Raw genomic sequence first — 23,127 nt, forward strand, 5'->3', positions numbered from 1 at the left:
ACTAATAACTACAAATGTGTCAGCTGTCTTTGCGGCCCTGAACGGTGTTCCCACGACCTCTACCGGCCCCGCGGCGGCCGTCGGCCACCCCGCGGCCGCGCGCCCCCGGGAGCCTTGTCCACAAGTGAGCCGCCTCAGTCGAGGACAGAGACGATCGCCTTGGCGAGTTCGTCCATTCCATCCTCGGGCAGGCCGGCAACATTGATGCGGCTGTCGCCGACCATGTAGATGCCGTGCTCGGAACGCAGTCGTTCGACCTGCGCTTCCGTGAGGCCAAGGCGGGAGAACATGCCGCGATGATTGGCGACGAAATCGAAACGGTCGGAATTGGACTGACGCCGCAGTGCCTCGGCGAACTGGACACGGAGTCTGAGCATGCGCAGGCGCATCTCTTCGAGTTCGGCCTCCCAGTCTGCACGCAGAGCGGCGTCTTCGAGCACGATGCGCACGGCGGCAGCACCGTGGTCCGGTGGCATCGAATACATGGCGCGCGCCGCCGACAGCATCTGGCTCATCGCCACATCGGCCTGTGCGCCGTCCCTGGCCAGGATCATCGCCGCGCCGACGCGGTCGCGGTAGACGGCAAAATTCTTCGAGCAGCTCGAGGCGACGACCATTTCCGGAACCTTCGCCGCCAGCAGGCGCAACCCGAGGGCATCGGCCTCGAGGCCATCGCCAAAGCCCTGATAGGCGATGTCGACAAATGGCAGCAACTCGCACTCGACGACCAGCTCGGTTACGGCCGCCCACTGTGCCGCGTCCAGATTGGCGCCGGTCGGGTTGTGGCAGCAGCCGTGCAGCAACACCTCGTCACCCTTTTTTGCCGTTCGCAACGCCGCCAGCATGTCGTCGAAGCGCACTGTGCCCGAGGCGGCGTCGAAATAGGGGTATTCACGGATCTGCAGGCCGGCAGCACGCATCACCGGCATGTGGTTCGGCCAGGTCGGGTCCGACAGCCAGATGGTCGCGTCCGAGCGTGTCCGCTTGAGCAATTCCGCCGCCAGCCGCAGCGCGCCGGAGCCGCCGGGCGCCTGTGCCGCGCGGATGCGCGTCATGTCGGCGCCGGGGCCGAAGGCGAGCTTGGCCATTACCGTGTTGAAACCGATATCGCCGGCAAGGCCGAGATAGGTCTTGGTGTCCTGCCCCTGCAGCAGCCGCTTTTCGGCTTCGCGCACCGCCCGCATGACCGGCGTCTTGCCGTCGCGATCCTTGTAGACGCCGACACCGAGGTCGACCTTGTCGGGCCGCGGGTCGGCGCGATAAAGGCCGATCAGGGCCAGGATCTTGTCGGCGGGGGCGGGCTGCAGGGCTTCAAACATCGATACGGCTCCAATGGGCGGCGGATTGATACGCAAATTGGTTACGTTTCGCCAGCGCTTTTCCCGCCGCTTCAGGCTGCACAAGCTTTCTGGGGCGAACGATGTCCTCAAGCCAACCCGGTAAAAAATTGGCGGGGCAGGGATTAAAATCCCCACATGCTTCGTAAACAGGACATGAAACCGTCGATGCCACGCTTTGACGTCTTAGGACAGCTGGGTTCGCTGCGCCGCTACGCGCGCTCGCTGACGCGCGACAGCACGGATGCCGAGGATCTCGTCCACGACGCGCTGGTGCGTGCGTATGAACGGCGCGGCACCTTCCGCTCCGGTGGAAACCTGCGCGCCTGGCTGCTGTCGATCGTCCACAACACCTTCATCGACAGAATGCGGTCCCGCGAGTCGGAAGCCGCGCGCCTCCAACTGGCCGGTTATCTTGCCGATGGCAGCACGCCGGCGCCGCAGGAACATTCGGTGCGCCTGGCTCAAGTGCGCGAAGCCTTTTTCAGCCTGCCGGAAGAACAGCGCTCGGCGCTGCACCTCGTCGCCATCGAGGGGCTGTCCTACCAGCAGGCGGCCGATGCCAGCAGCGTGCCGCTGGGAACGTTGATGTCACGCATCGGCAGGGCGCGCGCCGCATTGCGCGAGATGGAGGCGGCGGCGCCCGCGAAGACGAAGAACCACCTTAGGATCGTTGGAGGCCCGCCATGACAGCAGCTGTCGATCCCGTGACCGATATCGACCTCGACGCCTATGTCGACGACCAGATCGATGTCACCCGCCGCATCGAGGTCGAGGCATTTCTGTCGGCCCGGCCGGAAGCAGCGGCGCGCGTGATGTCCGATCTCCGCACCCGCGATGAACTGCGCGTGGCGCTTGCCGGCCCCAAGGGCATGGCGCGGCCAGCGACCGCCGATGCCGCGCGGCGGCTGGAGAGGGGGCTTGCCCGCGGCCGCATCTTCGGTGTGTTGCAGCGCGCGGCGGTGGTTGCCGTCTTCGTCGCCGCCGGCTGGCTGGCGAATGGCATCATCGGGCCGATGTCGGTGACCAAGGTCGTCGCCTCGCCACAGCCGCCTGCCTATGTCGATGAGGCGGTGCGGGCCCATAGAACGACGCTGGTGCGCGAAAGCATGCCGTCGCAGCCGGAAGCGCCCGATTACGACGCCGGCGAGATCCGTGCCGCGACCGCCATCGTCATGCCGTCGCTGCCAACGGACTGGAAAGTCCGCGACGTGCAGATCTACCCGTCGCGCTTTGGGCCGAGCGTCGAGATGGCGGTCGAGACGAAAGACATGGGGCTGGTGTCGCTGTTCGCGATCCGGCCTGGAACCTTCGACGTCGTCAAGCCGACCATCGCGCCCTTGGGCGATATCTCGTCGGCCTACTTCCAGATCGGCGAGGTCGCCTATGCGGTGGTCGGACAAAGCGGGGTCCGCGACCTCGACCGCGCCGCCGAGACGCTCGCCAAGACGCTTTACTGATCGATCCACGCCTTACCGACCGATCTAGAAAGGAGAATGCAAATGAACACGCCCAACCTGGGATACCGCGTCGGCACCGGCGCCCAAACCAGAGCCATTTTTGACGAGGGGCTGCGTCAGCATATGCTGCGCGTCTACAACTACATGGGCGTCGGCCTGGTGGTCACCGGCCTCGTTGCCTTGATGATCTCGTCGACGCCGGCGCTCTATGTGCCGATCTTCTCCAGCCCGCTGAAATGGGTGGTGATGCTGGCGCCGCTGGCCTTCGTCTTGCTGTTCTCGTTCAAGATGCAGACAATGTCGGCGGCCAGCGCCCAGGCGATGTTCTGGGCCTTCTGCGCGGTCATGGGCCTGTCGCTCGCCTCGGTATTCCTGGTCTTCACCGGAACCAGCATCGCGCGCACTTTTTTCATCGCCGCCACCATGTTCGGCGCCACCAGCCTCTACGGCTACACGACCAGGCGCGACCTCACCCAGTTCTCGTCGTTCCTGATCATGGGCCTGATCGGCGTGGTGATTGCCAGCATCGTCAACATTTTCCTCGGCTCGACCGCGCTGCAGTTCGCCATCTCGGTTATCGGCATTGCCGTGTTCATCGGCCTGACCGCCTGGGACACCCAGACGATCAAGGAGCAGTATGCCGAGAATTTCGACGGCGAATCGCGCCAGAAGCTGGCCGTCTTCGGCGCCTTGTCGCTCTATCTGAATTTCATCAACATCTTCCAGCTGCTGTTGAATTTCACCGGCGAGCGCGAGTAATCCCGTTCCAACGGGCCTGCCCGGTCGGCCAGATCGGGCAGGCCTGGGCTTCCGTGCTGATCATCTTCCCATCGGAGGCCAGGCGAATAATCCCAAACCGAGCGTTCTGTTGCTCAAAAGTGGATCAGTAAAATATCGCGATGTCATTCAGACCCTTGCTTGGTCACGGACGGATTCGGAGCCGGGAGGAGAAGTCGGAAGCCCTGCAAACGGCAGCCTGGGTCGACTCTTCGGTCGTTTTCGACAATCGGCGCTGGGTGTGCCGGGACGCAGAGCTCCGCTGGACAGCTCCCGACCATCTGATCGTACTGACTGAGGAAGGCGGGACGTCGCATACATCGATCCGCTCCGGGGAAAAGTCCGTCTACGACGGGATGGATCGTCCGGGAGACCTCACCTTCGTCCCCGCCGGCGCGGAGCGGCTCGGCATCTACCGGGATGTCAATCTTTCCTATTCGGCCCTGTGGATCGATCCCGAATTTCCAGGAAGCGAAAGGCTTGCGGATACGCCGATCCTGGTGAACAGGAGCGACAACGTCATCGCAACGCTTTTGAGTTCGCTCCGGGTCGAGATGGCGCTCGGTCACCGGCCGGACACCGGCTATGTCGAGCATCTGGCAGCGCTCGTCAGCATGCGCGTGGCGATGCTGGCCGGCAAGCAACTCCCGGCTCCGCGTTACGGCCGTCTCAGCCGCCGCACGTTTGCCCGCATCCGGGAATACATCGAGGCACGCATCAACTCCGACATTTCACTACGCGAGCTGGCGGCTGTCGCAGAGATGGGAGTCGACACGTTTGCGCGCCGCTTCAAGGCGACGACCGGTCTCGCACCCTACGCCTATGTGATCGAGGAGCGGGTCCGGCGGGCGGAGGTCGTTCTGCGTGAAACCGGGTCATCCATCAGCACCATTGCCTTTCGCTTCGGCTTCTCGAGCCAGAGCCACTTCACCGCGACGTTCCGGCGCCTCAGAGGCCTGACTCCGCGGGCCTACCGGGTGCAGTTTTCTCCGGAATCCTGATAGTTCCGCCGATTTCCTGAAAGAAATGCCGAGCCTGCCCGACCACGTCCATAAGCGTCAATGAGCGCACCCGACGCGCCCGCTGTCGGGCCGGGGTCGCTGTCGACCCCTTATCACTGCGCCCGGGAGATCACGCATGGCTGAGACGGACAACAGGAACGGACCGACACGTCGAGCGGTGCTGGAGGGAGGGGCCGCGACCGGTCTGCTGCTGGCAACCGGGCTACCGGTTGAAGCCCAGCAAATGGAGCCCGCCGTCGCAGCCGCATCCACCACGCCGGGACCAACGATGCCGGTGTCGCTGCGCATCAACGCCAGGGACTTTGCCGTCGAGCTCGATCCGCGGACAACGCTGCTCGACACGTTCCGCAATCATCTCGGCCTTACCGGTTCGAAAAAAGGCTGTGATCACGGCCAGTGCGGCGCCTGCACCGTCCTCGTCAACGGGCGTCGGATCAATTCTTGCCTGACGCTCGCTGTCATGCATGAGGGCGACGAGATCACCACTGTCGAAGGGCTCGCCGACGGCGACCGGCTTCATCCCGTTCAGGCCGCCTTCATTGCACGCGACGGCTTCCAGTGCGGATATTGCACGCCCGGCCAGATCTGCTCCGCAGTTGGCATGCTGGGCGAGGCCAGGGAGGGTTGGCCGAGCCATGCCAGCGACGAAGTGGCGGCAGCCTCGGTCGCGCTCGACGATGCCGAGATCCGCGAACGGATGAGCGGCAACATCTGCCGTTGTGCTGCCTATCCGAACATCGTCGCCGCCATCCGCGACGCGGCAGGGGAGGCGTGAGCGATGCGGGCTTTCACTTATGAACGCGCCGGGAGTGCGGAAGAGGCGGCCGCCGCGGTTGCCAATCGGCCGGATGCCAAATTCATCAGCGGCGGCACCAATCTCCTCGACCTGATGAAGCTCGATATCGAGCAGCCGGCGCATCTCGTCGACGTCAGCCGCCTGCCGCTCGACCGGATCGAGGAAACAGAGGAGGGCGGCCTGCGCATCGGCGCGCAGGTCCGCAACAGCGATCTTGCCGCCGAGCCGCGGGTGAGGTCGCAATACCCGATGCTCTCGCAAGCGCTGCTGGCGGGGGCTTCCGGTCAGATCCGCAACAAGGCCTCGACGGCCGGCAATCTCCTGCAGCGCACGCGCTGCTTCTATTTCTACGACCGCAACATGCCGTGCAACAAGCGCGAGCCGGGTTCCGGTTGTGCCGCGCTGCAAGGTTTCAACCGCGTGCATGCAATCCTCGGTGCAAGCGACGCCTGCATTGCGGTTCATCCCTCTGACATGGCGGTTGCCATGGCCGGGCTCGACGCCAGGATCGAGACCTTGTCGCCAGTTGGCGAAGCTCGCACCATTCCGATCGGCGATCTCCATCGCCTGCCCGGGACAACGCCCGACGTGGAGACCACGCTCGGTCATGGGGAGATGATCACCGCGGTCACCTTGCCGCCTCCTCCGCCCGGTCGGCAACTCTACCGCAAGGTGCGCGACCGCGCCTCCTATGCTTTCGCGCTGGTGTCGGTGGCGGCGGTCGTCGAGAAAAGTGGCGATCGCATACGCAGCGCCCGCATCGCCATGGGCGGCGTCGCGGCCAAGCCCTGGCGCGCGACCGCGGCTGAACAAACGCTCGCCGGCTCGGTGGCGTCCGATAGCGCTTTTACCGAAGCCGCCGAAGCCGCGCTGGCCGAGGCAGTCGGGCATGGCGACAATGATTTCAAGATCCCGCTGGCGAAACGGACGGTGCGGCACACGCTTGCCGCAGCCGCGGTCGAGCGCGCGTAAGGTCAAGCAGAGACGATGGCTCCGAACGGCCGTTCCTAGATGTTTGTCCCGCAGTCGACGGGCCGGTGGCAAGGAGATAGACATGAAACTCACACGACGTGCCGTTACAGTCGCCGGTGGCGGCCTTCTCGTCTCCCCTGCCGCCGCTTGGGGCGCCACGTCAGATACTGAGCTTCGTCGCGAACTTGAAGCGGCCGTGGAAGCCTTCTTCGCCGGCTGGGCTTCCGGCGACTGGTCGGCCTTCCTCGATCGTTGCGACGAGACGATGACCTTCCAATTTCCGGTTGGTGAGCAACGGGGTAGACACGAACCGCCGAACGGCAAGCGCGCGCTCGCAGCGTGGACCGCCGCACATAAAGCGCAGGGTAACAGGATCACGGAATCGATCGTTGATCTTAAGCTCTTCGCCTCCGATTGGATCATCATTTGCGATCGCGGGAGTGGGACGATCGGCGGCGGGCCCTATATGGGCCTGCATGCGCTTTTCATGCGGGCCGGCCCGACGGGGCGGCTGATCGAGTTTCGAGAGTATTTCGGCGATATTGCTACGTGAACAGCAGCTGCGCGGCGATCACGAAGAGCCATGCTGCGGCTATGTGAGTTTCCGAGAACTAAACATTCCAGGTGAGCCTATGCACAAGACCACGACGCTTCGCGGACAGTCCGCCGATTCGACCGGCTTTGTTTCCCGTTCAACGGTGAAATCTTCCCCTCATGTCGAATTCATCGGTCGTCCGGTCGACCGGATCGACGGGCCGTTCAAGGTGACGGGCCGCGCGACTTACGCCTATGAGCATGCAATCGACGGCGTAGCTTATGGCTATGTCCTCGGCGCCGCCATCGCCAAGGGTCGCATCATGGAGATCGATATCTCGGACGCCGAAAGAGCACCGGGCGTAGTCGGCGTCATGACGCACCGGAATGCTCCGCCACAACCGGATTTTGGCCCGGCGGTGACACCGACCGTGCCAGAGGTTTTCACGCGCGCCCGACCGGCGCTCAACAGTGACCGCGTACGCTACTATGACGAGCCGGTGGCGCTGGTCGTCGCGGAGACGTTCGAGGCGGCGCGCGCCGCCGCGGGACTCATCAAGGTGCGCTACGAAGAGGAGGTGGGCACCTACGATCTACAAGCGCATCTCAGCGATGCCTATGCACCCAGGCGAACAAATGCTGGCCTGGCGACGGACAGCGTTGTCGGCGACTTCGAGAGCGCCTTCGCACAAGCTCCGGTCAAGGTCGATGCCACGTATCGGACGCCCTTCGAGCACCATAACCCAATGGAACCGCATGCGACGATCGCCGTCTGGTCAGGAGACGAGTTGACGATCCATACATCGGCGCAAACGCTTGCGAATTACAGGGCAGGCATTGCCACCACGCTCGGCATGCCGCCGGAGCGCGTGCGCATCGTCAGCCCCTTCGTCGGCGGAGGCTTCGGTTCCAAGTTGATTATCCATGCCGACACGGTGCTGGCAGCGCTTGCAGCGCGGGTCTTGCAGCGTCCGGTAAAGATCGCGCTTACGCGCCAGCAGATGTTCGCTAACACCGGCCATCGCGCCGAGATGATCCACCAGCTGCGTTTCGGTGCGGATAGTGACGGACGGCTCACCGGGATCTCGCATGACGTCTGGTCGGCGACGTCGAGCTTCGAGGAGTATTGCGAGCAGACGGCAGCCTTTGCCCGCTCGCTCTACGCGGCGCCGAACCGCCTCACCCGCCATCGCTTGGTTCGACTCGATATCAACCGCGGCGAATGGATGCGCTCGCCTGGCGAAGCGCCGGGCATGCTAGCCTTCGAATGCGCCATGGACGAACTTGCCGAACGTCTCGGGCTGGATCCGATCGAACTCAGGATTCGCAACGAGCCGACACAGGATCCGGAGCGCAGTGTGCCGTTTTCGACCCGCAACCTCGTGGCCTGCATGGAGGAGGGTGCGCGTCGCTTCGGCTGGCAGGGGCGGGATCCGGTGCCCGGCCGTACCCGGGAGGGCCGCAAGCTCATTGGCTACGGCATGGCGGCGGCGATCCGTCCGAACTATATAGGCGCGACGACGGCGCGGGTCGCGATCGACCGGGACGGCCAGGTCACGGCACGGCTCGACATGACAGATATCGGCACCGGCACCTATACGATCTTGACTCAGATCGTCGCGCAAAACCTTGGCTTGCCGCTCTCATCTGTCAAGGTGGAGCTTGGCGACAGCCTTTTCCCGCGCACCGCCGGCTCCGGCGGCTCCTGGGGTGCGACGAGTTCGGGTTCCGCGCTGCATCAGGCGTGCAGCATCCTCAAGCAGCGGATCCTGGAAGTGGCGCGGTCGAGCGAAGCTTCGCCGTTCCGTGGCGTCAATGTCAGCGAGGCGAACTTCGCCCACGGCGAAGTCAGGATCGGCGAGCGTTCGGCAAGGCTGAGCGATCTCATTCGCAATATTGCCCCGGACGGGTTCGAGGCCGAAGGCTCAGTTGCCGCCGCCAATGCCACCGAAACCTACAAGGCTTATTCCCAGCACTCACACGGCGCCCATTTCGCCGAGGTCGCGGTCGATTGCGATACCGGCGAAATCCGGATGCGTCGCTTTCTGGCAGTGATTGGCGCCGGCCGCATCCTCAACCCGAAAACCGCGCGCTCACAAATCATCGGCGGCATGAGCTGGGGCATCGGCGCCGCGCTGATGGAGGAGACGGTGCTCGATCGGCGCCACGGCCACTTCGTCAACCACGACCTTGCCGAGTATCACGTCCCGGTCAATGCCGATATCGGCGCGATGGAGGTCGTCTTCCTCGAGGAACACGATGACAAGGCCAATCCACTCGGCGCCAAGGGATTAGGCGAACTTGGCGTCTGCGGGGCGGGGGCTGCTGCCGCCAACGCCGTCTACAACGCCACCGGCGTCAGGGTGCGCGAATTTCCGATCACCCTTGACAAGGTGCTGCCTGGCTTGCCCTTGACCGCCATCTGATCCGGCAAGCACCAGGACGAAGGCGCCAACACGCTCGCCCTTGAGTCCGCGAAGGCTTTTGCTAACCTGACTGTCCCGCCAGCAAACCGCGAGGACATATGGAACAGGATAGCCAGACGCTTCACGGCGACGGCATCTCGGCGACTGTCGTCGGGCAGGGCGCCGAACTGGTCTCTCTGCGCGATGCCGACGGCACAGAGTTTCTATGGCAGGCCGGCCCGGAATGGCGGCGTCACTCGCCGGTGCTGTTCCCGATCGTCGGGCGGCTCAAGGGCGACCAGTTGCGCCATCGCGGCCGAACCTATCCGATGACGCAGCATGGGTTCGCGCGCGACAAGCCGTTTGCCTGGGCGCAGAGGCGGCCAGGGTCCTGCACGCTGGTTCTCACCGACGACGCCGATACCCGCGCACACTACCCATTCGCCTTTCGCCTGGCGGTGACCTACACGTTGGACCGCCGGCAGCTCGGCGTGACCTTCGACATCACCAACACTGGCGACGAGCCGCTGCCAGCGTCGATCGGGGCGCACCCGGCATTCAATTGGCCATTGCTGCCGGAGCTGGCCAAGACGGATTACCAGCTGGCCTTTGCCGAGGACGAGGGTGCGCCGATCCGCCGGCTGAAGGACGGTTTGCTGTTGCCGACGCCGCAGCCGACGCCTGTCGAGGGCAATATCCTCAAGCTCTCCGAACGGCTGTTCGATGAGGACGCGGTCATTCTCGATCGACCTGCCAGCACCAGCGTGCGCTACGCCTCCGAGCGTGGTCCGGCGATAGAGATGTCGTGGCAAGGGGTTCAGGAGTTGGGCATCTGGTCAAAGCCGAGTGGCGCGCCGTTCCTGTGCATCGAACCCTGGCACGGCATAGCAAGCCCGGTGGACTTCGACGGCGATTTTGTCGACAAGCCGGGACTGATGCGGATCGCGCCCGGTGGGAAGCGCGTGCTGAGCTATCAGATACGGCTGCTGTGACGTGCCGGCAGATCCAGCCACACCGGCGGTGCCCAATGCCTGACGACAGCCCCAGTTCGGCGGTGTTGGCAGCTTTTGCGCCGGCAGCTTTTCACCGATAGGAATTTTTTCTTGATTCCGTGACCTCAGCTATGGTACAAGTTTGCCTATGGTGCTGATTCGCGCCAGTGACCCGCCTTACAGGCGGGTTTTTCGTTTGATGCTCCGTCAGCCAACGCACCGGCGAAGGCTGCGAAGGAACCCGGTCACATTGAGGAGAAGGCGCGCGGCGGTCAGTGCCGACAGGACGAGAACGAATCCACTCGACTGCCCCCCGCCGGCGGAACCGGGTGCGGTTCACGTTGTTACTCCAGCGGGCGGTCGTTGGCCGTCGGATTGGAGTCATCATATCATGACCAATGGTCGTTCACCTGAAAACGTTCTGGTTACGCTTCCCACGATTGATGCAAAGGCCGCGCCGACACTCAACAACACCGAGGCCGAGGTGTTCTATTCGGAGGCGATCCGCGAACTCACCGGCACGGACATTCCTTTTCTTGTCGCTGGAACATACGCCTTAAGCGCCTACACGGGCGTCACCCGCCAGACCAAGGATCTCGATATCTTCTGTAAGGCGGGCGACTATGCGCGCATCCTCGCCCATTTCAAACAGCTTGGATATGCGGTCGAAATCGAAGACGATCGGTGGCTTGGAAAAGTGTTCAAGGGCACGCATTTCTTCGATGTCATTTTCGGCTCCGCCAATGGCATGATGCCTGTTGGCGATCTGTGGCTGGAACACGCCCGGCAGACCGAGCTGCTGGGCAACCGGGTGAGAATTATCGGGCCGACCGAGCTCGTCTGGTCCAAATGCTTCATCCAGGACAGGGGGCGTCACGACGGAGCCGATATCGCTCATACGATTCTCAAGGCGCATGACCAGATCGACTGGCACAGGCTGCTTTCCTATCTGGAGGTTCATTGGGAGGTGCTGCTGATGCACCTGCTCAATTTCAGGTGGATCTATCCGAGCGAGCGCGATCATGTTCCGGCTTGGCTGCTCGATGAACTGCTGGACCGCCTCGCCAAGCAGCGACAATTGCCGTCTCCTAGAATGAAGATCTGTCGCGGGCGCCTGCTTTCGCAAGTCGACTACGAAATCGATGTCAAGGAATGGGGCTTTGCCGGCGTCGGCGGCGCGGGAGAATTTCGCGATGGCTGAACGCACCAGGAAGGCCACGCCGGCGGACGGCAAACGCATGCTCAAGATTGCCGCGCTAGGCGACCTGCATGTCAGGGAAGATGGCCATGCCTCTTATCGCGACCTTTTCGGCGAGATATCGCGCGAAGCCGATGTACTCGTACTCGCGGGCGATCTCACCAATCTCGGTAAGCCTAGCGAGGCGGAGCTCCTCGCCGAGGATCTGCGCAATTGCTCGATCCCGGTGGTGGCCGTGCTCGGCAATCATGACTACGAGTCCGATGCGGCGGAAGATGTCACCAAGATCCTGCGCCAGGCGGATGTTCACCTCCTCGACGGGCAGGCGATCGAAATTGGGGAGGTCGGCTTTGTCGGTGTGAAGGGGTTCGTAGGCGGTTTCGGGTCGCGCATGCTTGGCTCCTTCGGCGAACCGGCGATCAAAGCGATGGTCGCGGAAAGCGTCAGCGAAGCAATGCGGCTCGAAAATGCGATGCGGCAGGTCCGCGCGAAACGCACGATCGTGGTCCTTCACTACGCGCCGGTCGTGGAGACCGTTGCAGGAGAGCCGCCGGAGATATTCCCGTTTCTGGGCTCTTCACGTCTAGCGGAGACGATCGATCGGTTCCAGGTCAGCGCCGTCGTGCATGGCCATGCGCATCGCGGCTCGTACAAAGGTCAAACGCCTGGCGGAGCCAAGGTCTACAACGTCGCCATGCATGTGGCCAAGCCGAGCGGCCGCCCCTATGCCTTGCTCGACATCTGATGCGCGTCGGCATGTAGCCTGACCAGGTTCAATCGACCTGGTTCAATTCGCTGCGTTGATCGACTTCGCCAGCTCTTCCAGCTTCTTGGGGTCGTTGCCGTGGCGACGCACCAGTTCGCGGGCTTGCTTGGAGGGCAAATCGGTTGCGACGGCAAGCTGCCGCACCTGGAGATCGTCGATGGCAACCTGCGGCAAGGTGTTTTCGAAATCTGCTGCCTTGTCCTTCATGGCGGTTCTCCTCGCTGTCTTTCCAAGACAACGGCTTGAGAATCGGACCGGTTCCGAAAGATATGCAAAACCCGAAGGCCAAGGCCTCGTCGCGACCACCAGCATGTGCGATTCCACTGCGCAATGATCAGAGCGGTAAGGGGTTTAGCCAGGAACCATGGCGTGGTGGATGAGTTGTCCAGGCTGAACGGAGATGACCTCGATGCCCCAGCCAAGAGAACCCGATCCAAATCGCGATGTACCCATGCCGGCTCCGACGTGGAAGCCTGAGCCGATCGAGGAGCCTGAACCCGAAGGGCTGCCGGACGAAACTCCGCTGCCCAATCCGGACGAGAATGAAGAGCCTCCAGTCCAGGCGACATCTGTTCGCAAGCGCGAGACCGCAAGTCGAAGCAAGCGGACAATTGACGACAACCGCGTTCGTCTCGTACTCGGCGTCTAGGAGCCCGAAAAGAAGCAAGACCAGGCACGCAGCCGTGGTGACGCTTCAAAGCTCGGCTGATTCTTCCAAGGGGAAATTCAATGCCTGAGATCCGTTCTCCTCGTCTCGCTGTTCTTATTGATGCCGACAACGCGTCGTCCAAGATCGCTGATGGCCTGTTCGAAGAGATCGCCAAGCTCGGCGAGGCAAGTGTCCGCCGCATTTACGGCGACTTCTCCGGCGTCCGCTCCAAAGGCTGGGCCGACATCCTCTCGAAGCATGCCATCATCCCACAACAACAGTTTGCCTACACGACGGGGAAGAATGCGTCGGACATCACCCTGGTGATCGATGCAATGGACCTGCTTCACAGCGGCCGCTTCGACGGTTTCTGCCTGGTTTCGTCGGACAGCGATTTCACTCGTCTCGCGGCACGTATCCGCGAGCAGGGGATCGATGTATTTGGCTTCGGCGAACAGAAGACCCCGGAGAGTTTTCGCCAGGCTTGCCGCAAATTCGTCTACACGGAGAACCTGCTTGCAACGACGCAGACAAATAGTGAGGACACAAGCCGGGCCACAAACCCGCTTCAGTCTCCCAGCGCCGCCACGCCAATCATTTCGAAAGTCATCGCGCAGATGGAGAGCGAGGACGGTTGGGTCCCACTCGGTGCTGTCGGCACTCAACTCGCCAACCTGGCGTCGGACTTTGATCCGCGGACCTTTGGGTTCCGGAAACTAAGTGATCTCGTGCGGAAAACGAATTCTTTCGAGATTGACCATCCCGAAGGTGGATCGTTGCGAATCCGCATTAAGCCGGCGGCAGCCAGGCAAGCGAGGTCGAAAGCTCGCCGATGAGCGGGTGTCGAGGTAAAGGCCTCTCTATCATGCTGGGAGCGCTTTCGCCTTCAGTCCCTGTCGGACAGCACCGCGACGCCGAAGAGCGCCGCCTTCTTGGTGATCAGTCCTTCCAGGTCCGCGTCCGACCGCTCCGTCCCCGTGCGTTCTCGCAGCGCGGCGATTGCTGCCTTCATCGATAGCAACGCGTTGCATCGCTCGTTCAGCAGTTCGTCGACAGCGGCGGCCACATCGCACGTCTCAACATGCGGCAACATTGAACTGGCTCCTTTCCTATCGGACGGCACGCCTGCTGTCGCGAGGAACGGCGGGCTTGCCGTCAGTCAATAACCTTCACAATCTTGCGTGTGCCCGGGTCGACCAGCACTGTGTGATTGCCGACGACGACATATTTGTATTTGACATCGGGAACATCGATCGACCGAAGTTCGACCGTGTCGGGCAAAGCGGAACCGACACTGAGTTCCACCCCAAGAAGATTGATCGATGCCAGCGGATGCTTGTGCACATATTCGCGGATGACCGTCTGCTGTTCGGGCGTGACAATCACCTCGTCCGCGGTGGCCACGCCGATGCCGGCGAGCAGAATAAGCCCGGTGGCGGCAGGAATCAGATGACTTCTCATCGTCTTCTCCTATTCCTGGAAGGGGAGATCCGCCTTTCACTGCTTCGCAAACGGCGAACCCGTCTTTCTAACGTTCACCGAGACCCCTTGTTCCGTGAGCGACGACTAATTGATCGTGCTGTTGAGGTACCGTAGCGGCCGATCAGCAGCCGCCATGAATCGCTCTGTGACGCGTGAAATTCGCGTGACCAAACGGCGCGGCGGCGTCGGATTCGCACACTGGGATTCTGGGGCGGGATTCTGGGGCGGTATTCAGGCTAGCCGTCGGCGAGCCAATCTTGGAGGCTGCGGGCGAAGCTTCGCGGCGCGACGAGATCGCACGAGGTCTCACTGGTGCGAATCAGGAGTACCGGCACATGGTGGAAGGAAGTCTGCACGGCCCGGCCCGGAGCGGTGGTCGGCGCGTGCCAGTCGACGGCTATGCAGGTTGAGAGAACGCTCGCGATGTCGGCCCCCGCTAGGCTGAAACGCACGCGGCCTTCGCCAAGGCAAACCGAACAGCCGAGATCCGGATCGATGGCAAGGGACGGCGCTTGCGTCCCGTCGTCGAGCGCCAGCCAGAGACGGCGCGGTGCAATGCGAATGACAAGAAGGTTCTTGTGACGAACCGTCTCTCCGACCGAGGCGGGAAATCTCGTGCCGAGCGACGCCGAGAGGCTTGATTCGAATTGCCTCAGCGTTCCGTCCCATGCTTCGACCTGGATGAGCGGGCAATCGGCCACGGACAGGCTGAGATTCGGGCTAGCCATGCAGCCGTTCTCCTTGCGGATCGAGGAATACCGGCGAGACGATGCGGGCACGCACCGTTTCGGCTTTCATGGGATAGACGGCCACGACCTCGCTTCCCTCCGTCGCGACATCGCCGGCAAGCAGTGCCAGCCCGACATAGTGGCCGCGTTCGGGGCTGAAGGTGACGGAGGTGATGCGCCCGCGTCCGTGGCCGTGAGCTTTCTCGCCTGGCAGGAACAGGATGGCGCCACCGCGCAGGCGCTTTCCGTCCTCGATGCATTCCAGACTGACCAGGCGTTGCCGGTCAGGCGCCAGCAGGGCAGGGCGCCGCCGCAGCGCATCGCCGACAAAGCTGCTGCGCTTGCCGACGATACGGCCAAGGCCGAGATCGTCGAGCGTCGTGCGCCCATCGATTTCAGGCCCTGCGACATGGCCTTTCTCGACACGCAGCGCACCAAGCGCCTCGACGCCGTAGGGCTTCAGGTCGAACGGCCTGCCGGCTTCGAGCAAGCGGCTCCAGAGCCGTTCACCGGCAGTTGCGCCGACATAGATTTCATAGGCCCGCTCGCCGGAATAGCTGAGGCGCAGGATGCGCAGCGCGCGGCCTTCCCATTGGCTTTCGTGCAACCCCATATGCGGCAGCGCTTCGTTGGAAACGTCGAGCGACGGAAATGCCGCCGCCAGGATCGCACGGCTCTTCGGTCCGGCGACCGACATCGCAGCCCATTCATCGCTCACCGAGGTGACGGCGACGCGCAGTTCCGGCCATGCCGTATCGAGCAGGAATTCCAGCCGCGACAGCACGTCGGCGGCCTTGGCCGTCGACGTGGTCATGAAGAACCGGCATTCCGCAAGCCGCGTCGTGGTGCCGTCGTCGAAGACGATGCCGTCGTCGCGCAGCATGACGCCGTAGCGGGCACGGCCGACTTGCAGCTTGGCGAAGCCGTTGGCGTAGACCCGGTCGAGGAACATGGCGGCGTCCGGACCTTGGACGTCGATCTTGCCGAGGGTGGAGATGTCCATCAGGCCAGCGGCCTGTCGCACATTTCGCATTTCGGCGACGTAGGCTTCATTCACATTGGCTCCGGACTGCCTGTAAAACCAGGGCCGCATCCAGAGGCCGACTTCCAGCATGTCGGCCCCGTTCGCCAGATGCCAGTCGTGCATCGGCGTGCGGCGGAATGGCTTGAAATGATGGCCGGTGGCGCGGCCTGCAAGGGCACCGATGGCGACCGGCGTGAAGGGCGGGCGGAAGGTCGTGGTGCCGGTCTCGGGAACCGTTGTGCCACGCAGGGCGGCCATGGCCGAAAGGGCCGGGAAATTGCTGGTCTTGCCCTGGTCGGTGCCCATGCCGAGCGTTGTGTAGCGTTTCAGGTGCTCAACCGCCTCATAGCCTTCGCGATGGGCGAGTTCGATGTCCTTTGTCGTCACGTCCATCTGGAAATCGACAAAGGCTTTTCCGCCTTGGGCGGACGGGATTTCGCGAAGCATGGTCGTAATGGTCTCGCCCAGGTCGAGCTTTGAAGGAGCTGATACAGGCGCCGACTTGCCACAGAAGGATGCAGCTTCAACGCCGGCACGATGACCGTCCTCGATGGCATCGGCGGTCGCATAGTTTCCCATCATTGCGCCGGCGCCGAAACGGTCGGCTGGAAAGGTGCCTGGCACGAAGCCGTCGATGTCCTCGCGATATCGAGGCTTGACGCCCAGATGCGAAGTGAGGTGCACGGTCGGCGACCAGCCGCCGGACACGCAGACCAGATCGCAGGCGGCCTCGGATTGGCCGTCCGGTCCGGCGAGTGTCGCGCCCCTGACGGCACGGCCGCCATGCAGGTCGACAATGCGCGTTGCGGCCCGCACTGTGACGCCGATGCGTGCGGCTTCCGCTACAAGCGCCGTTGGCGGTACGGCGCGCAGATCGGCCACCGTTACCTCTGCGCCGGCTGCTGCGTAGTCGAAGGCGGTGCGCCAGGCGCTGTCATTGACAGCAGTGACGATGACTTTCCTGCCCGGCAGAACGGCGAAGCGGTTGAGGTAGGTCCGGGCGGCCGAGGCAAGCATCACGCCGGGCCGGTCGTTGTTCGCAAACACCATTGGACGCTCCATGGCGCCGGTTGCGAAAATGATCGAGCGGGCGCGAAGCAAAGTGATTGTTTGCCGAGCTTTGCCGGTTCGCGGCGGGTCGACTTGGTCGCGTTGTTCGACCAGGCCTATGACATTGCCGTCATAGACGCCGAAAGCGCTGGTCCGCTTCATCAGCGTGACGGTTTTGAAGCTGTTCAGTTCGGATTCGACATGGCTCAACCATGAGGCCGCCGTGCCGTCCGACCGTTCCGCCAGGAGCTGGCCGCCGAGCAGGAAATCCTGTTCGATCAGCGCCACTCGCGCGCCGGCGGCGGCGGCAGCCCGCGCCGCCGACAACCCAGCCGGACCGCCACCGACAATTGCGACATCGGCAAAGGCATGACGGACGACGTAGCGATCGGGATCCGGCTCGGTGCCGGCTCTGCCGAGGCCGGCAGCCTTGCGGATGAAGTGCTCGTAGACCTTCCAGGCGCGCCGCGTCGGACCCATGAAGGTCTTGTAATAGAAGCCGGCAGAAAGAAACGGCGCGAACAAGCCATTGACGCTTTGCACGTCGAACGCGAGCGACGGCCAGCGGTTCTGGCTTTCGGCGACCATGCCGTCGTCAAGTTCCAGCGTCGTCGCCGGCAGGTTCGGCTCGCGCCGGCCAGCTGTCCCGAGCGTGACCAGTGCGTTCGGCTCCTCCGGTCCGGCGGAAAGAATGCCGCGCGGACGATGATATTTGAAGCTGCGTCCGACCAGGGTGACGCCGTTGGCGAGCAGCGCGGATGCGAGGGTGTCACCACGATATCCGGTCATCTTTCGGCCGTCGAAGCTGAATTCGACGGGATAAGAGCGGTCGATGCGACCGCCGCCCGCTAGCCGCTCGTTCTGGACGTTCATGCTTGCGATGTCCTGGCGAAGGTGACCGAAGAAACGACGTGATTGCGCGTGTCGCGCTCGACCACCAGCCACTGGCGGCAGCCGATCACGTGCTGCCAGAACTCGCGGTGGAGCCCTGCAGAGTTTTTCCGGACATAGACATAGGCGTACCAGGCCTCCGGATCGGGGTCATCATGGGGCGGACGCCTGACGGAAGCATCGCCGCCATAGCGGAACTCGTCATGGTCACGCGGACCGCAGCAGGGGCATTCGATGCGCAGCATTTTCTTCCCGCCTTCTATTGCAGCCAGGCGGAGGGGCCGACGCCGGCTTCGTCCAGCGTATGGCCGGTCCGGAAACGGTCGAGTCCGTAGGCCGCGATCAACGGATGCGGCTTGCCGGTGGCGATCGTGTGGGCGAAGCACCAGCCGGAAGCCGGCGTCGCCTTGAAGCCGCCATAGCACCAGCCACCGTTGAGATAGAGGCCGTCGATCGGCGTCGGGCAGATGATCGGACTGGCGTCCGGCGTCATGTCCATCACGCCGCCCCAATGCCGGAGCAGACGGATGCGCGAGATGCACGGCATCAAGGCGATCGCCGCCTCCGCCACTTCGCGCACGACGCCGAGATTGCCGCGCTGGGCGTAGGAATTGTAGCCGTCGAGATTGCCGCCAAAGACCAGCCCGCCCTTATCCGACTGGCTGACATAGAAATGATCGGCGCCGTAGGCGACGACATGGTCGACCAGCGGCTTCAGCGGTTCGGTGACGAAGGCCTGCAAGACATGGCTTTCGATCGGCAGTTCAAGGCCGGCCTCGGCGCCGAGCACGGAAGTATGACCGGCGACGGCAAGCCCGACCTTGGCGGCGCCGATCCGGCCTTTCGTCGTTTCGACGCCGACGATCCGTTCGCCATCGCGAATGAAGCCCGTCACCTCGCAGTTCTGGATGATGTCTACGCCATGGCCATCGGCGGCGCGCGCATAGCCCCAGGCGACGGCGTCGTGCCGCGCCGTGCCCGCACGGCCCTGGAAGATGGCGCCATGGATCGGAAAGCGGGCCGTGTCGGAGAAATCGAGATAAGGCACCAGGCGGCGTACGTCCTCACGATCGAGGATGTCGGCGTCGATGCCGTTCAGCCGCATGATGTTGGCGCGGTGGCCGAAGCCGTCGAGCTGATCGGCCGAATGCGCGGTGACGATCTGGCCGCGCTGCGAAAACATGACGTTGAAGTTCAGTGCCCGCGACATGCCTTCCCAGAGCTTCATCGAGAATTCGTAGAACTGGGTGTTGCCGTCGAGCAGGTAGTTGGAGCGGATGACGGTGGTGTTGCGGCCGACATTGCCACCGCCGATGTAGCCTTTCTCAAGCACGGCAACATTGCGAATACCGTGGTTCTCGGCGAGGTAGAATGCGGTGGCGAGGCCGTGGCCGCCGCCGCCGATGACGATCACATCGTAAGACGATTTGGGCTCCGCTGCCCGCCAGGCGCGCTGCCAGTTCTTCTGGCCAGACAGCGCATTGCGGAAAATCGAGAATGCCGAGTAGTGCGCCATGCGTGCGGGCCTATCGAACAATCGGGCCAGTCGGCGTGCGGGTCAGCACTTCGGCACCCTCATCGGTCAACAGCACGGTATTGGAGACGAAGTCATCGCCACGACCGGTGCCCATCAGCCACGACAGGATGTGGAAGCTCATCCCGGTCTCGATCTCGAGATCGGAATCATGCCGGAGCCCGGTCACCGAATTGCCGCCGGTCCATGATGGCGGTTGACCGGCGCCGACAAGATAGCCGCAGTGATGGCGGCGATAGTGGGCAAGGCCGGCCTCGTCGGCGACGGCCTGCCAGGCGGCGTAGACATCGCGCGCCTTGGCCGCGGGGCGCAGCGCTCTGACCACCGCGTCGAATGCCTTGGCGGTCACTTCAGCCATTGCGGCGTCTTCGTCGCTGATGTGGCCGATGCGAACGAGCCGGCCGAGCGGGGCGTGGTAGCGCGAGATGCAGCCGGACAATTCGACGAAGACCGGCTCGCCCTTGCGATAGATCCCGTTGCCCCAGGTCGTATGCTCCTCGCCAAGCCGCGCGGCCGGGCGGATAAACGGGCCGAAGCCCGGCGCATGGCCACCGGCGCGGATCATCGCCGAAACACATTGGGCGGCGACCTCCTGCTCGGTGGCGCCATCCGAGATCGCCGCGATCGCCGCGCCGGCGGCGGCGTCGGTCACCTTTGCGGCCTGCCGCATCAGTGCCTGTTCCTCGGCGCTCTTCACCCGCCGCATCCTGTCGACCAGACCGGAGACGTCGCTCCATCTGGCATCCACCTGCGTCTGCAGCGCCACGGCAAGCCCGTGGCTGAGGCCTGCGGTCCAGTATTCGAGACCGATCCGCTTGCGGGACAGACCGAGTTCCGCCAGCACCCGCGCCGCAAGGTCGGCCGCCGTTTCGCTGTCGGAATGGCCGCGGAAATCCGCTGCCGCCACCTGTTTTTCGATGGTCACCCTTTCCATCGAACGGGTAACCAGGACGGGTTTTCCTTCGAGCGGAACGATCAGCAGGTGAGGGGCAAAATAGCCCCAGTGATCGAGGCCGGTGAGATAGAAGACGTTCTCCGGCGACGCGAAGACGGCCGCGTCGAGTTCGCGCTCGGCCAGTGCCGTGCGGATCCTTGCAAGGCGGCCGGCGATTTCGGCTTCGGAAAAGGGATTGCGGTCCATTGGATATCCTCGAATTGCCAGTTCTTGCGCCGGTTGTCAGTCGATGACGATAAGTTCGCGCGCCACGTCGCAAAGGCGTTCCCCGCCGCGATCCGCGACGACGAAGGATTCCGAGATGGCGATGCCGAAATCGTCGAGCCAAACGCCGGCCATGAAATGGAAGCACATTCCGGATTGCATTTCGGTGGTGTCGCCAGGACGAAGGCTTGCGGTGCGTTCGCCCCAATCCGGCGGGTATGCCAGCCCGACCGGATAGCCGACGCGGCTTTCCTTCTTCAGCCCGTTCTTGCGCAAGACAGCCTGCCACGCCGCTTCCACTTCCTCGGCGGTGTTGCCGGGCCGGGCCTTTTCGAGACCGGCGTCGACGCCCTCGACGATTGCCCTGGCGATATCGATGATAGCCGCCGGCGGCTTGCCGAAATGCACGGTGCGCGTTAGCGCCGCGTGATAGCGGCGGCGCACGCCGGCAATCTCCAGGATCGCAAGCCCATCGTCCGGCAGCGGCGCGTCGGACCAGGTTAGATGCGGGGTGCTGGTGCCCTCGCCAACGGGCATCAGCGGACAGATCGCGGCATAGTCGCCGCCCGCTCCGGGCACGCCCATGATCTGCGCATGATAGATTTCGGCGATGACGTGGTTCTGGGGCACGCCGGGCCGCATCTTGTCGATGGCGCGGTTCATGGCATGCGTGCAGATCGCGCCCGCCTCGCGGATCAGCGCCAGCTCCGCTTCGGATTTGACCAGCCGTGCCCAGTTCACGAGATCAAGGTTGTTGGCGAAGTGCGCGTCGGGCAACCCCTGGGTGAGATGGGCGTGGCAGCGCGCGGTGTAGTAATGCGCGTCCATCTCGACACCGATGCGAGCGGTTCCCCAGCCGCGCGAGTGGATCAGCTGGGCGAGCTCGTCATAGGGATGTTCGACGGGCTGCTGCACCAGCCGTTCCGAGAACGGCACGATGTTTTTCTCCGGTAGGCCAGTGGTCAGGCGCGCGCTGCGGGCATCTTGGGCCCTGCCGAACCAGATCGGCCGGTCCTCCTCCAGATGGACGAGCACGCACTGCGGAACATAAAACGACCATCCGTCATAGCCGGTCAGCCAGCACATGTTGGCGGGATCCTGACAGACGATGAGGTCGAAGCCGGCCTGTTCCATGCGTGCCTTCACGCCAGCCAGGCGCTGCGCATATTCCGCCTGCGTAAATGCCCCGAAATGGTTCGCGCTCGTCACCTGGATGTCCAGCCTTCTGGATATGATCCGCCCTTGGACGGGAAAATCGCTTAAATTGTGCACAACTGGATGGCTACGTGTCGTTCTGCTGTCTAATTTTCAAAGGTTTCTGCGTCTTGGCTTGCACAATGTCTAGGGCAGTTGTATACGTCTGGTCAAGCGCGTTTCAACCTCGAAGAAGGCCGCGACGCTGGGAACCATCATCAGTTGTTCAATGGGAGAAAAGCATGTTCAAATCATCGATCTCGCGCCGTATCGTCGTGAAGGCGGCGGCCTGTCTTGCTCTCGCCGCCACGTCACTGACGTCGCTGCCCGCTCACGCGGAAACCACCCTGGAGCGGGCCAAGAAGGACGGCTATATCCGCGTCGGCTTCGCCAATGAGGCGCCGTTCGGCTATGCCACGCCAGATGGTAAGCTGACTGGCGAGGCGCCCGAAGTCGCCAAGGCGGTGCTCGCCAAGATGGGCATCAAGCAGGTCGACGGCGTGCTGACCGAGTTCGGCTCGCTCATTCCTGGTCTCAAGGCCGGGCGCTTCGACATCATCGCCGCCGGCATGTTCATCACTCCCAAGCGCTGCGCCGAGATCAACTACTCCGAGCCTTCTTACGGCATCGGCGAGGCCTTGCTGGTGGCAAAGGGCAATCCGAAGGCTGTGAAGGACTTTTCGAGCTTCAAGGACAATCCCGATCTCAAGCTCGCCGTGATGGCCGGCGCGGTCGAGGGCGGCTTTGCCAAGGATGCCGGTGTCGCGGCAGGGCAGATCGTTTCCCTGCCTGACCAGTCCAGCCTCGTCGCCGCCGTCCAGTCGGGCCGTGCCGACGCCGCTGCGCTAACCGCCCTGTCTATCGCCGACATGGCCAAGAAGGCCGACGGCGTGGAATCGACGAAACCATTCGGCGAAGTTGCCGGCAAGTCGGTGAAGGGCCACGGTGGCTTCGGCTTCCGCAAGGAAGACACCGATCTGCAACAGGCGTTCAACGCCGAGCTGAAGAAATTCCTTGGCTCGCCGGAGCATATCGCACTCGTCGAGCCGCTCGGCTTCGGCAAGGACTACCTGCCGAACAAGACCACCGCCGAGCTCTGCGCCGGCAAATAAGGTCCCAACTGCTGGGCGGCGCGAAGGCGCCGCCTCTTTTTCGGA

General features: G+C 63.4%; 24 protein-coding genes. 14 read left to right on the forward strand and 10 right to left on the reverse strand.

Going from position 1 to position 23,127, the window contains the following annotated elements; genetic code table 11:
• Nucleotides 1-134: 134 nt before the first annotated feature.
• A complete protein-coding gene (locus tag NKJ01_RS29045) occupies nt 135-1,319 on the reverse strand; it encodes an amino acid aminotransferase (RefSeq protein ID WP_352733378.1) in 1,185 nt (394 codons plus the stop codon).
• A gap of 186 nt (nt 1,320-1,505) precedes the next feature.
• Here NKJ01_RS29045 and NKJ01_RS29050 point away from each other — a divergent pair, with 186 nt between their 5' ends.
• The 11 genes from NKJ01_RS29050 (at nt 1,506) to NKJ01_RS29100 (ending at nt 12,238) form a co-directional block, all read left to right on the forward strand.
• Nucleotides 1,506-2,027, forward strand: coding sequence for a sigma-70 family RNA polymerase sigma factor (locus tag NKJ01_RS29050; RefSeq protein ID WP_352733381.1), 522 nt, complete (start codon nt 1,506-1,508; stop codon nt 2,025-2,027).
• Nucleotides 2,024-2,797, forward strand: a complete 774-nt coding sequence (locus NKJ01_RS29055; protein WP_352733384.1) for an anti-sigma factor family protein — start codon at nt 2,024-2,026, stop codon at nt 2,795-2,797. Before NKJ01_RS29050 ends, NKJ01_RS29055 begins: the two co-directional genes overlap by 4 nt.
• A gap of 42 nt (nt 2,798-2,839) precedes the next feature.
• Complete coding sequence (locus NKJ01_RS29060) at nt 2,840-3,556, forward strand: Bax inhibitor-1/YccA family protein (RefSeq protein ID WP_023757909.1); 717 nt, start codon at nt 2,840-2,842, stop codon at nt 3,554-3,556.
• A 140-nt stretch (nt 3,557-3,696) separates the two neighbouring features.
• A complete protein-coding gene (locus NKJ01_RS29065) occupies nt 3,697-4,575 on the forward strand; it encodes a helix-turn-helix domain-containing protein (protein WP_352733387.1) in 879 nt (292 codons plus the stop codon).
• Nucleotides 4,576-4,711: 136 nt separating this feature from the next.
• A complete protein-coding gene (locus NKJ01_RS29070) occupies nt 4,712-5,371 on the forward strand; it encodes a 2Fe-2S iron-sulfur cluster-binding protein (RefSeq protein ID WP_352733389.1) in 660 nt (219 codons plus the stop codon).
• A 3-nt stretch (nt 5,372-5,374) separates the two neighbouring features.
• A complete protein-coding gene (locus NKJ01_RS29075) occupies nt 5,375-6,364 on the forward strand; it encodes an FAD binding domain-containing protein (RefSeq protein WP_352733392.1) in 990 nt (329 codons plus the stop codon).
• 82 nt (nt 6,365-6,446) lie between these two features.
• Nucleotides 6,447-6,917 (forward strand): nuclear transport factor 2 family protein, encoded by a 471-nt coding sequence (locus NKJ01_RS29080; RefSeq protein ID WP_352733395.1) that lies wholly within the window; start codon nt 6,447-6,449, stop codon nt 6,915-6,917.
• 79 nt (nt 6,918-6,996) lie between these two features.
• Nucleotides 6,997-9,324, forward strand: a complete 2,328-nt coding sequence (locus NKJ01_RS29085; RefSeq protein ID WP_352733398.1) for a xanthine dehydrogenase family protein molybdopterin-binding subunit — start codon at nt 6,997-6,999, stop codon at nt 9,322-9,324.
• A gap of 98 nt (nt 9,325-9,422) precedes the next feature.
• Nucleotides 9,423-10,295 carry an aldose 1-epimerase family protein gene (locus tag NKJ01_RS29090; RefSeq protein ID WP_352608287.1) on the forward strand — a complete coding sequence of 291 codons (873 nt, stop codon included), beginning with the start codon at nt 9,423-9,425 and terminating at the stop codon, nt 10,293-10,295.
• Between the two features lie 391 nt (nt 10,296-10,686).
• On the forward strand, nt 10,687-11,496 hold the full coding sequence (locus tag NKJ01_RS29095; RefSeq protein WP_023757902.1) for a nucleotidyltransferase family protein: 810 nt from the start codon (nt 10,687-10,689) through the stop codon (nt 11,494-11,496).
• Nucleotides 11,489-12,238, forward strand: coding sequence for a metallophosphoesterase family protein (locus NKJ01_RS29100; RefSeq protein WP_352733402.1), 750 nt, complete (start codon nt 11,489-11,491; stop codon nt 12,236-12,238). Before NKJ01_RS29095 ends, NKJ01_RS29100 begins: the two co-directional genes overlap by 8 nt.
• Before the next feature lie 42 nt (nt 12,239-12,280).
• On the opposite strand, the gene NKJ01_RS29105 is transcribed toward NKJ01_RS29100, so the two are convergent.
• Nucleotides 12,281-12,466, reverse strand: coding sequence for a hypothetical protein (locus tag NKJ01_RS29105; RefSeq protein WP_023757900.1), 186 nt, complete (start codon nt 12,464-12,466; stop codon nt 12,281-12,283).
• A 244-nt stretch (nt 12,467-12,710) separates the two neighbouring features.
• On the opposite strand from NKJ01_RS29105, the gene NKJ01_RS29110 reads away from it, so the two are divergent.
• Nucleotides 12,711-12,908, forward strand: coding sequence for a hypothetical protein (locus NKJ01_RS29110; RefSeq protein WP_352608307.1), 198 nt, complete (start codon nt 12,711-12,713; stop codon nt 12,906-12,908).
• 80 nt (nt 12,909-12,988) lie between these two features.
• Nucleotides 12,989-13,744, forward strand: coding sequence for an NYN domain-containing protein (locus tag NKJ01_RS29115; RefSeq protein WP_023757899.1), 756 nt, complete (start codon nt 12,989-12,991; stop codon nt 13,742-13,744).
• Between the two features lie 50 nt (nt 13,745-13,794).
• Here the strand turns inward: NKJ01_RS29115 and NKJ01_RS29120 are convergent, their stop codons facing one another.
• From NKJ01_RS29120 to NKJ01_RS29155, 8 genes are all read right to left on the reverse strand, one after another.
• Complete coding sequence (locus NKJ01_RS29120; protein ID WP_023757898.1) at nt 13,795-14,001, reverse strand: hypothetical protein; 207 nt, start codon at nt 13,999-14,001, stop codon at nt 13,795-13,797.
• 62 nt (nt 14,002-14,063) lie between these two features.
• On the reverse strand, nt 14,064-14,369 hold the full coding sequence (locus NKJ01_RS29125) for a DUF1236 domain-containing protein (protein ID WP_023757897.1): 306 nt from the start codon (nt 14,367-14,369) through the stop codon (nt 14,064-14,066).
• Between the two features lie 257 nt (nt 14,370-14,626).
• Nucleotides 14,627-15,118, reverse strand: coding sequence for a sarcosine oxidase subunit gamma family protein (locus tag NKJ01_RS29130; protein WP_352733407.1), 492 nt, complete (start codon nt 15,116-15,118; stop codon nt 14,627-14,629).
• Nucleotides 15,111-18,065 (reverse strand): sarcosine oxidase subunit alpha family protein, encoded by a 2,955-nt coding sequence (locus NKJ01_RS29135; protein ID WP_352733410.1) that lies wholly within the window; start codon nt 18,063-18,065, stop codon nt 15,111-15,113. The genes NKJ01_RS29130 and NKJ01_RS29135 overlap by 8 nt, the downstream gene beginning before the upstream one ends.
• Nucleotides 18,062-18,328, reverse strand: a complete 267-nt coding sequence (locus NKJ01_RS29140) for a sarcosine oxidase subunit delta (protein WP_352733413.1) — start codon at nt 18,326-18,328, stop codon at nt 18,062-18,064. Before NKJ01_RS29140 ends, NKJ01_RS29135 begins: the two co-directional genes overlap by 4 nt.
• 14 nt (nt 18,329-18,342) lie before the next feature.
• Nucleotides 18,343-19,599 carry a sarcosine oxidase subunit beta family protein gene (locus NKJ01_RS29145; RefSeq protein ID WP_352733416.1) on the reverse strand — a complete coding sequence of 419 codons (1,257 nt, stop codon included), beginning with the start codon at nt 19,597-19,599 and terminating at the stop codon, nt 18,343-18,345.
• 10 nt (nt 19,600-19,609) lie between these two features.
• The gene (locus NKJ01_RS29150; RefSeq protein ID WP_352733419.1) at nt 19,610-20,758 is read right to left on the reverse strand and encodes a M24 family metallopeptidase; all 1,149 of its coding nucleotides are present in this window, start codon (nt 20,756-20,758) and stop codon (nt 19,610-19,612) included.
• A gap of 36 nt (nt 20,759-20,794) precedes the next feature.
• Nucleotides 20,795-21,985: a M24 family metallopeptidase gene (locus NKJ01_RS29155; RefSeq protein ID WP_352733422.1), complete on the reverse strand. Its 1,191-nt coding sequence runs from the start codon at nt 21,983-21,985 to the stop codon at nt 20,795-20,797.
• Nucleotides 21,986-22,212: 227 nt separating this feature from the next.
• Here NKJ01_RS29155 and ehuB point away from each other — a divergent pair, with 227 nt between their 5' ends.
• On the forward strand, nt 22,213-23,082 hold the full coding sequence (gene ehuB, locus NKJ01_RS29160; protein WP_352733425.1) for an ectoine/hydroxyectoine ABC transporter substrate-binding protein EhuB: 870 nt from the start codon (nt 22,213-22,215) through the stop codon (nt 23,080-23,082).
• Nucleotides 23,083-23,127: the final 45 nt, after the last annotated feature.

It is taken from the genome of Mesorhizobium sp. M0276 (assembly GCF_040321755.1).
In the GTDB taxonomy this organism is placed as follows: Bacteria; Pseudomonadota; Alphaproteobacteria; order Rhizobiales; family Rhizobiaceae; genus Mesorhizobium.